At 40.1% G+C, this 12,545-nt stretch carries 8 protein-coding genes; all 8 read left to right on the top strand.

Features of this window, described 5'->3' with window-relative positions:
• The first annotated feature begins 81 nt into the window (after window positions 1-81).
• On the top strand, window positions 82-1,392 hold the full coding sequence (locus QZ548_RS03730) for a YgeY family selenium metabolism-linked hydrolase (protein WP_119208547.1): 1,311 nt from the start codon (window positions 82-84) through the stop codon (window positions 1,390-1,392).
• 154 nt (window positions 1,393-1,546) lie between these two features.
• Window positions 1,547-2,740, top strand: a complete 1,194-nt coding sequence (gene ygeW, locus QZ548_RS03725; RefSeq protein ID WP_295868413.1) for a knotted carbamoyltransferase YgeW — start codon at window positions 1,547-1,549, stop codon at window positions 2,738-2,740.
• 69 nt (window positions 2,741-2,809) lie between these two features.
• Entirely contained in the window at window positions 2,810-3,745 is a 936-nt protein-coding gene (gene arcC / locus QZ548_RS03720) for a carbamate kinase (RefSeq protein ID WP_105089456.1), read from the top strand.
• 52 nt (window positions 3,746-3,797) lie between these two features.
• Complete coding sequence (gene ssnA, locus QZ548_RS03715; protein WP_295792730.1) at window positions 3,798-5,126, top strand: putative aminohydrolase SsnA; 1,329 nt, start codon at window positions 3,798-3,800, stop codon at window positions 5,124-5,126.
• 28 nt (window positions 5,127-5,154) lie between these two features.
• Window positions 5,155-6,846: a selenate reductase gene (locus tag QZ548_RS03710; protein WP_119208545.1), complete on the top strand. Its 1,692-nt coding sequence runs from the start codon at window positions 5,155-5,157 to the stop codon at window positions 6,844-6,846.
• Complete coding sequence (gene hydA, locus QZ548_RS03705) at window positions 6,843-8,192, top strand: dihydropyrimidinase (protein ID WP_119208543.1); 1,350 nt, start codon at window positions 6,843-6,845, stop codon at window positions 8,190-8,192. The genes QZ548_RS03710 and hydA overlap by 4 nt, the downstream gene beginning before the upstream one ends.
• 17 nt (window positions 8,193-8,209) lie before the next feature.
• A complete protein-coding gene (gene xdh, locus QZ548_RS03700) occupies window positions 8,210-10,759 on the top strand; it encodes a selenium-dependent xanthine dehydrogenase (protein ID WP_119208541.1) in 2,550 nt (849 codons plus the stop codon).
• Between the two features lie 145 nt (window positions 10,760-10,904).
• Window positions 10,905-12,290, top strand: a complete 1,386-nt coding sequence (locus tag QZ548_RS03695) for a nucleobase:cation symporter-2 family protein (RefSeq protein ID WP_105085927.1) — start codon at window positions 10,905-10,907, stop codon at window positions 12,288-12,290.
• The last annotated feature ends 255 nt before the right edge of the window (window positions 12,291-12,545 follow it).

Raw genomic sequence — 12,545 nt, 5'->3', positions numbered from 1 at the left:
TTCTCCACTGAAGGTGATACAGACCCTGAAAGATATAAAAACATTATGTGGTACGGTGAAGATCGTTAGGAGGCATTAATTATGGATTTACAAGCAATTAAACAAGCAGCAGCAACTTATGGACCAGCGATGACCAAGTTCTTACGTGAAATCGTAGCATTCCCTGGTGAAAGTGCAGAAGAAAAAGAACACGTTCAACGCATTGAAAAAGAAATGAAAGATCTTGGCTTTGACGAAGTTGAAGTAGACCCAATGGGTAACATTCTTGGTTACATGGGTACTGGTAAAACCCTAATTGCCTTCGACGCTCATATCGATACTGTAGGTATTGGTAATCGCGATAACTGGAACTTCGATCCTTATGAAGGTTTCGAAGATGAAACTAAAATCGGTGGTCGTGGTGTATCCGACCAATTAGGTGGTATCGTATCCGCTGTATACGGTGCTAAAATCATGAAAGACTTAGGTCTTTTAAGTGATAAATATCGCGTACTTGTTGTAGGTACAGTTCAAGAAGAAGACTGCGATGGCCTTTGCTGGGAATACATGATTAAAGAACGTAATATTCGTCCTGAATTCGTAGTATCCACTGAACCAACTGACGGTGGTATCTACCGTGGTCAACGTGGCCGTATGGAAATCCGCGTAGACGTACAAGGCGTATCTTGCCATGGTTCCGCTCCTGAACGCGGTGACAACGCAATCTACAAGATGGCTGACATCCTTCAAGATATCCGTGAATTGAATGCTAACTCTGCTGATGAAAGCACAAAAATTAAAGGTCTTGTTAAAATGCTTGACCCTAAATTCAATCCTGACCACTACGAAGAAGCTCGCTTCTTAGGTCGCGGTACTGTAACTACTTCCCAAATCTTCTACACTTCCCCAAGCCGTTGTGCAGTAGCTGACTCTTGCTCCGTTTCCTTAGACCGTCGTATGACAGCTGGTGAAACATGGCAATCCTGCTTGGCTGAAATCGAAGCTTTACCACATGTTAAAGAATATGGTGCAAAAGTATCCATGTACGAATATGCTCGTCCATCCTGGACTGGTTTAACATATCCAATCGAATGCTACTTCCCAACTTGGGTAATTCCTAAAGATCACAAAGTAACAGAAGCTTTGGAAGAAGCATACACTAGCTTGTATGGTAACGAACGTATCGGTGCTGAAGACACAGTTGAAATGCGTAAAGCTCGCCCATTGACTGATAAATGGACATTCTCCACTAACGGCGTATCCATCATGGGTCGTAATGGTATCCCTTGCATCGGCTTCGGTCCTGGCGCAGAAGCACAAGCACATGCTCCTAACGAAATTACATGGAAACAAGACCTTGTAACATGTGCAGCTGTATATGCATTATTACCATCCGTATACTGCAAAGACTAATATCAAATACATTGAATTAGATCTATTAAAACGGACATCATTAGAACATAGTTCATAACTACAAATTTAATATGGTACCTCACCATATGATGAGGTACCATATAAAGTTAGATTCTAAGTAGCCCTTTAGGGAATTGAAAGAGAGGACTTACAGATGACAGACTTCAATAAAAGTATTGAAACTTTAAAAGGCTTAGACGTTAGCAAAATGTACGGCGAAGATTTCTTCCTTACATGGGAAAAATCTGAAGATGAATTAAAAGGTGTTTGGGCAGTAGCTGATGCGTTACGTGCTCTTAGAGAACGCAATATTTCCACTAAAGTATTCGACAGCGGCCTAGGCATTTCCTTATTCCGTGATAACTCCACAAGAACTCGCTTCTCCTTTGCTTCCGCTTGTAACCTTTTAGGTTTAGAAGTTCAAGACTTGGATGAAGGTAAATCCCAAATCGCTCACGGTGAAACAGTTCGTGAAACAGCTAACATGATTTCCTTCATGGCTGACGTTATCGGTATCCGCGATGATATGTACATCGGTAAAGGTAATGCTTACATGCATCAAGTATCCGATGCAGTAAAAGAAGGTCACGAAGATGGCGTATTAGAACAACGTCCTACACTTGTAAACTTACAATGCGATATCGATCATCCAACACAAATCATGGCTGATGCAGCTCATATTATCAAAGAATTTGGTGGTGTAGAAAACCTTAAAGGTAAAAAACTTGCTATGACTTGGGCGTACTCTCCATCTTATGGTAAACCTTTATCCGTACCTCAAGGTGCTATTGGTTTATTCACTCGTCTAGGTATGGAAGTTGTATTAGCACATCCAGAAGGCTACGAAGTAATGCCGGAAGTTGAAGAAATTGCTAAGAAACAAGCTGAAGAAAGCGGCGGTTCCTTCCGTAGAACTAACGACATGAAGGACGCTTTCAAAGATGCAGATATCGTATATCCTAAGAGCTGGGCTCCATTTGGTGCGATGGAAAAACGTACGAAACTATATGGCGAAAACGACCATGAAGGCATTAAAGCATTAGAAAAAGTTCTTCTTGAAGAAAATGGTAAACATAAAGATTGGGCATGTACTGAAGAGATGATGAGTCTCACTAAAGACGGTAAAGCTCTTTACTTACATTGCTTACCAGCAGATATTACAGGTGTAAGTTGTGAAGAAGGCGAAGTAGACGCAACAGTATTCGATCGCTATCGTATACCTCTTTATAAAGAAGCAAGCTACAAACCATATGTTATTGCAGCTATGATCTTCTTAAGCAAATTTAAGAATCCTGTAGAAACCTTAAAAGAATTAGAGCGGAAGGGAACTGACCGAGTTCAACCGTAAAGTAAAGTTTAGGGGCCATCCGTGATGATGGCTCCTTTTTATTCTAAATAGTTTGTTATGAGGCATAACATGAAAAAAAGAGTTGTAGTAGCATTAGGCGGGAATGCATTAGGTAATTCCCTTCCAGAACAAAAAATTGCCGTAAAAAGTACAGCTAAAACAATTATTGATTTAGTAGAAGCCAATTGTGATGTAGTAGTAACGCATGGCAATGGTCCTCAAATCGGTATGATCAACAATGCGATGGCTGCATTGACACGTGAAGTAAAAGGTCAACCAAATACACCATTGTCTGTATGTGTGGCTATGAGCCAAGCATATATTGGATATGACTTACAAAATGCGCTTCACGAAGAATTGTTAAATCGTGGTATTGAACATTTGCCAACCATGACAATGGTTACGCAAGTATTAGTTGATCAAAATGACCCTGGTTTTAAAAATCCTACAAAACCAATTGGTCACTTTATGACTAAAGAAGAAGCTGAATATGCAGAAAAAAATTACGATTATGTTGTAAAAGAGGATGCTGGCCGCGGTTATCGCCGTGTAGTAGCATCCCCAGCACCTAAAGAAATTATCGAAATCGAAGCGATTAAAGGCTTAGTAGGTAAACAATTAATCGTTGCTTGTGGCGGTGGCGGTATCCCTGTAACTAGAGAAGGTAATGAACTTCATGGTGCAGCAGCCGTTATTGATAAAGACTGGACTAGTAGCTTGTTAGCACAAGAAATTGATGCTGATGTACTTGTTATCTTAACAGCGGTTGAAAAAGTAGCCATTAATTTTGGTAAAGAAAATGAAAAATGGCTTGATGAAATCACAGTTGCAGAAGCTAAAGAATATGCAGCAGCAGGTGAATTCGCAGAAGGTTCTATGAAACCAAAAGTAGAAGCTGCCATTGCATTTGCAGAATCTAAAAAAGGCCGTGTTTCCATTATCACATTATTAGAAAAATCTAAAGATGGTATAGCAGGAAAAACAGGTACACGTATCGTATTATAATAATATATAGATTTATAAGTATGCATCCAACGATTCGTTGGGGAGGTGCCCTATGATTATATTAGGAAAAGGTACTGTAATTACTCGCGATACTGATAGACCTATCATTTATGATGGCGCTGTTGTTATTGACGGAACTCAGATTATTGATATTGGCGCATATGATGAATTATGCAAAACATATAAAGAGGCAGAAGTTATTGATGCTCATGGCGGTTTGATTATGCCAGGCTTTATTAATGCACATCATCATATTTATTCCGCTCTTGCACGAGGCTTATCCTTACCAGGTCCAGCACCAACAAACTTTGGTGAAATTTTAGAAGGCCTATGGTTCTATTTAGATAATAAGCTGACAGCTCCAGATGTGAAGGCAAGCGCATTGCTTACATATTTAGGTTGTATCGAAAATGGTGTAACTACTATTTTTGACCACCATGCAAGTTATGGCGAAACAGTTAATAGCCTATCTATTATTGCAGATGTAGCAAAACAGTTTGGTGTTCGCTCTTGTTTGTGCTACGAAGTGTCTGACCGTAACGGTGTTGATCAGATGAAAGCCGCTGTTGCAGAAAATGTACGTTTTGGTAAAGAGGCTAAAAAAGATCCATCTAGACTCGCTGCTATGATGGGCTTACATGCATCCTTTACATTAAGTCCTGAAACATTAGATTATGTGAAAGCACAAAATGAAGACAAGTTAGGATATCACGTTCATGTTGCTGAAGGCCCAGAAGATGTGGCAGATAGTAAAGAAAAATATGGCATGACACCTGTAAGACGACTTGTAGAAGCTGGTATTTTAGGACCTAAGAGTATAGCTGGTCACTGCGTACACGTAACTGATCAAGATGTGGAATTATTAAAAGAATCTCAAGCTAAGGTTGTTCATAACCCTGAAAGTAACATGGGTAATGCAGTAGGCACAACAGATATCTTGAAGCTTTTAGGTGCAGGTATCACAGTTGGCCTTGGTACAGATGGCTATACAAATGACATGCTCGAATCCTACAAAGTTGCAAATTGTCTTGTAAAACATGAGCAACATAAACCATATGTAGGCTGGGGAGAAGTTCCTCATATGCTATTTGAAAACAACCGTAAAATGGCGAATGAATTCTTTGATACTACAGTAGGCATCCTTAAAAAAGGTGCTGCAGCTGACGTAATCGTTCTTGATTACGCAGCACCAACACCACTTGATGAAAATAACATCAATGGTCACTTATTATTCGGTGCTAATGGTATGTATGTGGTAACAACTATTAGTGATGGTGTACCACGAATGATTGACCGTAAATTACAAGGCATCGACAAAGCTGAAGTAATGAACGAAGTTTTAGCAACATCTAAAGGTTTATGGAAACGACTAAACCCATAACGCAAGCGCTTTAAAGGAGTGTGACATTATGAGTGACATTATGTATCCGGTAAGTTTCGGAAAATTGATGAACCACATTATGACTGAGTACAAGATGTATAATCGTATTTACAATGTAAATAAAATTCATCGTATCAATCATAAACAACGTTTACCAATGTTTGGTAAATCTATTGAAAATCCTGTAGGCCCAGCAGCAGGTCCTAATACACAGTTGGCACAAAACATTGTGGCATCTTATGTAGCAGGTGCTCGTTGCATCGAATTAAAAACTGTACAAATTATGTACGGCGAAGAACTAGGTATTCCTAGACCTTGTATCTACTCTGTAGACGAAACATACAACGTAGAATGGTCTTCTGAATATAGCTGTGATGAAGCTGCTGATGAATATATCAAAGCATGGTTCGCTTTAAAATTAATCTCTAAAGAGTTAGGCTTAGGCGATCCAGATGGTTTCCTATTCATCATGAGTGTTGGTTACAACTTGGCTGGTATTAAGAGCCCAATGGTTGATAAATTCATCAACACAATGCGCAGTGCATCTCAATCTCCTATGTGGGATACTTGTAAACAATGGTGCCTTGACCATGTAGATGAATTTGAACATATCGATGCCGATTATATCAACTCTATTAGCGATGAACTTTGCCAAGCAATTACATTGTCCACAATGCACGGTTGCCCAGCAGAAGAAATCGAATCGATTTGTTCTTACCTTATCAGTGAAAAAGGCCTTCATTTATACTTGAAATGCAATCCTACATTGTTAGGTCCAAAACGCATTAGAGAGTTATTAGATAATGCAGGCTTTGAATACATTGACTTTGAAGATCACCAATTCGAAGTTGACCTTCAATTTGATAAAGCTGTTCCAATGTTAGAACGTCTTATCGCTCTTGGTGAAAAACACAACAAGATCTTTGGCGTTAAATTGACGAATACATTCCCTGTACAAATTCACAACAATGAATTGCCAGGTGAGCAAATGTACATGTCTGGTAAATCCTTGTTACCTGTAACAATTGGGGTAGCTGAGCTCTTAAGTGCTCAATTCGGCGAACGCTTACCAATATCTTACAGCGGTGGCGCTGTAAAACAAAATATCAAAGCTATCTTTGATTGTGGTATCTGGCCTGTAACAGTATGTACAATTCTTCTTCAAGGTGAAGGCTACAATACATTTAAAGGTTTAGCCGATGAAGTAGAATCTACTGATTACAACGCTGCTTTGAAAGTACATAAAGATCTAATCGCTAAACTTGCTAAAGATATTAGTGAAAATAAAATCTTCAAGAAGAGCGATGCAATGAAGAAAAAACGTGAAGCAATGCCATCCTTCCCAGGTACACGTAGTTCTGATTATCACTGCCGTGTAACATGTGGCTCTTGTGTTCGCGTATGTCCTAATAGATGTAATGAAGTCGTTACTGTAAATGATGCTAAATTGATTATCCATATTGATCAAAGCTGTAATGAATGTGGTAACTGTGCATGTCATTGCGTAGAACCTTGTCAACCATACAAGGATCGCATTACATTCTTCCACAATGCCGAAGCTTTAGCAGATAGTACAAATGATGGATTCTACATCACAGGCACTAGCTGTGGTTATCGCTTCAAAGGGGAAGAAGCCGTATGTGACATCGATGCATTACCTGAAGAATTGAAAGGAGTCGTACATGCCTTCTGTAAAGAGCATGTGTACTATGTATCATGACTATCATACAACAAGGGGACTTGGTCTTAACTGATCGAATCCTTACCGGAGATTTACTTATCGATGGCGACAAAATTGTCGCCATTGATGAACACCTTTCTGTTCCAGAAGGTGCTGAAGTTATTAATGCAAAAGGTTGCTATGTATTCCCTGGATTTATAGATCCTCATACACACTTTCAGATGACAAATGCCTTAGCGTCTACTGCGGATGATTTTGATAGTGGTACAAAAGCCGCTATTCTTGGCGGGACAACATCAATCATTAATTTTGCTTCTCCTGAGGAAGGATCCCTTTGTAAAGGTTTAGAAGTTCACAAGGAGCGTGCGGCAGGGCATTGCTCCTGTGACTACAAATTCCATATGGAACTTGTAGAAATGAATGAAGATGTAGCCCGTGAGATACCACAGGTCGTAGAGGCTGGAGTGTCATCCTTTAAAGTGTACTTAGCGTATGGTTTCCGTTTAACAGATCGAGAAATTTATGATGCTATAGAGACAATCAAACCTACAGGAGCTCTCGTTGGAGCACACTGTGAAAATGGTGATCTTATTGATGCACTCGTAGCTGATAAACGTAAACGTGGTGAATTAGATGTAAGCAATCATCCACTCACAAGACCTGCCATGATTGAATCGGAAGCGATTAAGCGCTTTAGTACAATCGGTGCTGCATTAGACTATCCTGTACATATTGTTCATGTAAGTTCTAAAGAGGGCTTAGAAGAGGTTGTTCGGGAACGAAACTTAGGACATAAAGTGACTTGTGAAACTTGCCCACAATATTTGGTACTTGATGAATCACGATATACGTTGCCTGATTTTGAAGGTGTTAAATATGTGATGAGTCCACCGCTGAGAACGATACAAGATCAAATGGCATTAAAGGATGCATTAGTAAATGGTCTATTCCAAACGATTGGTTCTGATCATTGTAGCTTTACCTTTAATGATCAAAAATTAAAGAGTCGACATGATTTTACCCGTATTCCTGGAGGTATTCCAGGCGCAGAGGAACGGGGCATCATCGCTTATGATGTGTTGGTAAATCAATGCAATATGAGCGCTGTAGATTTTATGAAATTAGTTAGTGAAAACCCTGCAAAGCTTTACGGTATGTATCCGAAGAAGGGCACGTTAGCCGTTGGCAGCGATGGGGATATTACAATTGTTGATAAGCGCATTGAGCATGTGCTTTCAAAAGAGTCCGCCCATACAAAGGCTGACTATATACCTTATGAGGGCATATCCGTAACAGGTAAAGTTCGAGATGTTATCCTTAGAGGTCACCATGTGGTACAAGATGGATCCTTATTAGAATCATATCTTGGTGAATGTATTCCTTAATGAGAGGAGGGCTATATATGTACCGCTTTCAAGTGAATGGCACCCAACATGAGGTTCAAGAGGATCAACGTTTAATTGATTTCTTGAGAGCTGATTTGAAATTGACGGGCACTAAAGAAGGTTGTAGTGCTGGTGCTTGTGGTACGTGTACAGTAATTATAGACGGAAAAAAAGCAAAGGCTTGTGTAACTAAACTATCCCAATTAGATGGTAAATCAGTCGTAACAATTGAGGGCTTATCTGAACGGGAAAAAGCGGTATACACCTATGCTTTTGGTGAATGCGGAGCGGTGCAGTGTGGTTTCTGTATCCCAGGTATGATTATTAGTGCAAAAGTTTTGATTGATGAAAATAATGACCCTACACCTGACGATGTTAAAAAGGCTATTTTAGGTAATATCTGTCGTTGTACTGGTTATGTGAAAATTGAAGAAGGCATTATGCTGGCAGCAAAAATGTTCCGTGAGAACTTACCAGTTCCTGAAAAGGATACAAATGGTAATGTAGGTGCTCGTTTACACCGCGTTGATGCGGAGGAAAAAGCACTTGGTACTGGAAAATATGCTGACGATATCCATATGGATGGCATGATTTACGCAAAAGCGTTGCGTTCTAAATTCCCTCGTGCTAGAGTCGATCGCGTTGATGTGTCTAAAGCACTTTCACATCCTAAGTGTGTAACGGCTTTGACTGCTAAAGATGTACCATTCAATAAGACTGGTCACTTAGTGCCAGACTGGGATGTACTCATCGCAGAAGGTGATAATACTCGCTATGTTGGCGATGCAATTGCATTAGTAGCAACTACAGAGAAGAAATATTTGGACGAAGTTCTTGCTCTCGTTGAAGTTGATTATACAGAGTTAGAGCCTGTAGTAGACCCATTAGAAGCATTGAAACCGGATGCACCTCAATTACATCCAAATGGAAATGTATTGACTCGTCAAACATTATCTCGTGGTGATGTAGATAAGGCTATTGCTGAGGCCGCATTTGTAGTGACAAATCACTATTCCACACCTCAAACAGATCATGCATTCATGGAACCTGAATGTGCTGTAGCATATCGTGAAGGCGATGTAATTCATCTCTATTCAGGTAGCCAAAATGTTTACGATGATCGTCATGAAGTATCTCGTATGCTTGGCATTCCTGAGGAATCTGTAAAAGTTCATAGCATGCTTGTAGGTGGTGGCTTTGGTGGTAAAGAGGACATGAGTGTACAGCATCATGCATCTCTTGTAGCATGGCTCACAGGCAAACCAACTAAGGTTCTCTTCTCCCGTCAAGAAAGTCTTAATATTCATCCTAAACGACATGCGATGGAGATGGATATTACTACTGCTTGTGATGCAGAAGGTAACTTGGTAGCAAGTAAGGTGAACATCGTATCTAACTGTGGTGCCTATGCATCCTTAGGTGGTCCTGTACTTCAACGTGCAGGTACACACTCTTGTGGTCCTTACAAATTTGATAACTTTGCCTTTGATGGTGTTTGCGTTTACACAAATACTGTTCCTGGTGGTGCATTCCGCGGGTTCGGTGTAACACAAACTATCTTTGGTCAAGAACAAAACATTGATGAATTAGCTGCATTGGTAGGCATGGATCCTTGGGAGTTCCGTTATAAAAACGTTGTTCGCCCTGGTGATTCCTTACCAAACGGCCAAATTTGCTCCGAAGAAACTGCATTAGCAGAATGTTTGGAAGCCGTAAAAGATGCATACTATGCATCTGATCGTACGGGCCTTGCAGTATGCTTGAAAAATAGTGGTATCGGTGTAGGGTTACCTGATACTGGTCGTGTTATCTTAGAAGTACGTGATGGTAAAGTTCGTATCCGTACTGGTGCAGCATGTATCGGTCAAGGTATGGCGACTATGGCTACTCAAGTGCTTTGTGAAACAACTGGCTTAACAGCGGATAAAGTATTTGTGGAACGTCCAGATACAGTACGTACACCAGACTCTGGTACAACTACTGCATCTCGTCAAACAGTATTCACTGGTGAAGCAACGCGTAAAGCAAGTCTTCGCTTGAAAGAAATGTTAGAAACTAAGACATTAGAAGAACTGAATGGTGTAGAAATTTATGAAGAGTTCCTTGGTGAAACAGATCCATTCAACTCTGATAAACCACATCCGAAAAATCACGTTGCTTACGGTTATGGTGCTTGTGTAGCTAGAATTGGTGAAGATAATAAAGTTGCTGAACTACATGTAGCATACGATGTAGGTCGTGTTGTAAATCCTCAATCTTGTGCTGGGCAAGCCGAAGGCGGTGCTATCATGGGTATGGGCTATGCAGTTACAGAAGACTTCCCTTATAAGGATGGCTATGTAACAGCTAAATATGGCACATTAGGTCTTCTTAGAGCCACACAATGTCCCCCAATTCATGTAAGCCTTATTGAAAAAGGGACACCAGAACAATATGCATATGGCGCTAAGGGTATTGGCGAAATCTCTAGTATCCCTATTGCACCAGCTATTGCAAATGCATATCGTCGTATCGACGGAGAACCACGTAGGTCCTTGCCGATTCAACATACAGGTTATAAAAAATAGAATATTTGCTTAATGGGTAGGGGCTACGGCCCCTGTCCATCAAGGTTCCCACGTGAAGTCTATGAGATTTTTAAACTCTATCAAGTACGATAGTATGACTATATTATTTACTAGTAACTAAAACGTAAGATATGAGGTGATTCTTATGAGTAAAGGTGTATCTGGTGTCAACCATGTAGATGGTATGCTGCCAATCCCGCAATTATTTGCTTATGGTTTACAGCACGTGTTAGCCATGTATGCTGGTGCCGTAGCGGTACCAATCATTATTGCGCAAGCCATGCATTTGCCAATTGAAGATTTAATTCGTTTGATCACAGCCGATTTGTTCACATGTGGTGTAGCTACATTGATTCAAACATTAGGCTTTGGTCCTGTTGGTGGTCGTATTCCTCTTATTCAAGGTGTAACATTTGCTTCTGTAGGTCCAATGATCCTGATTGGTCAACAGCATGATATTAATACCATTTATGGTGCTATTATCGTAGCCGGGCTGTTTACATTTGTTGTAGCACCATTCTTTAGCCGTTTGATTCGTCTATTCCCGCCTGTAGTAACAGGTACCATCATTACTATTATTGGTATTAACTTGATGCCAGTAGCGGTTAACTGGATGGGTGGCGGCGTAGGTAACAAAAACTTCGGCGATCCACTATACATAGCTCTTGGTGTAGCTACATTTATTCTCGTTATTTTGACATATCGATTTGGTAAAGGGTTCCTTGGTAATCTGGCTATTTTGGTAGGGCTTATCCTCGGTACTGCTCTAGCTATGATTTGTGGTATTACTGACTTCTCTGAAGTAGGTCGTTCTCAATGGATTTCCGTTGTAACACCATTCTACTTTGGCATGCCTACCTTTGATTTTGCATCTATTATTTCTATGATCATTGTAATGCTTGTAGTTATGGTAGAAACAACAGGTGATAGTATTGCGGTTGGTGAAATCGTAGACAAACCTATCGGCCAAAAAGAATTGGCTGCAGTGCTTCGCGCTGATGGTTTATCCACTTTAATCGGTGGTATCCTTAATAGCTTCCCTTACACTGCATTTGCTCAAAACGTTGGTCTTATTGCTGTAACACGTGTAAAAAGTCGCTTCGTTGTAGCCGCATCTGGTGTAATCTTGATTTTATTAGGTTTATTCCCTAAGTTAGCAGCTATTGTAGCTTGTATCCCAAATGCTGTATTAGGCGGTGCAGGTATCGCAATGTTTGGTATGATTATTGCCAGCGGTATTCGCTCCCTTGGTAAAGTTAACTTCGATGGTAACTACAACTTGATGCTCGTAGCAATTAGTATTGGGGTATCCATGATTCCATTGGCAGCGCCTCAATTCTATGCACACTTCCCAGCTTGGGCACAAATTCTTTTGAAATCTGGTATCACAGCTGGTAGTATCGTAGCCGTTCTTTTGAATGTAGTATTCAATGGCTTCGGTTATAAAACAGTTAATGAACCTAACCGTGCAACACGTAAATATCGTCACTTCACACGATTCAAAGGTTATCCTAAACATTTCTATCAATAAGATATAGTTAAATTAATTAATTCTCATACGATTACATGTATTGTCTCTCACGGTAGAAACCTTGTTTATATAGGTAAAAAATCTATATACATGTTTTCGCTCTTTCCAAAAGGTCTCACTCTAGTTTTAGAGTGGGGCCTTTTTTTGTATGGAATCGTGTACTACTTTGGTATATAATTAAATAATATTATTGCAAAGGAGACGCATTATGAAAGACGAGCGATTTATAGTTACGTATCGAATAGAAGCAAGTTC

It is taken from the genome of uncultured Veillonella sp. (assembly GCF_915069625.1).
Classification (GTDB): domain Bacteria; phylum Bacillota; class Negativicutes; order Veillonellales; family Veillonellaceae; genus Veillonella.
Note: the sequence above shows the minus strand (reverse complement) of the source record. Positions and strands in the feature narration are given on the sequence as shown.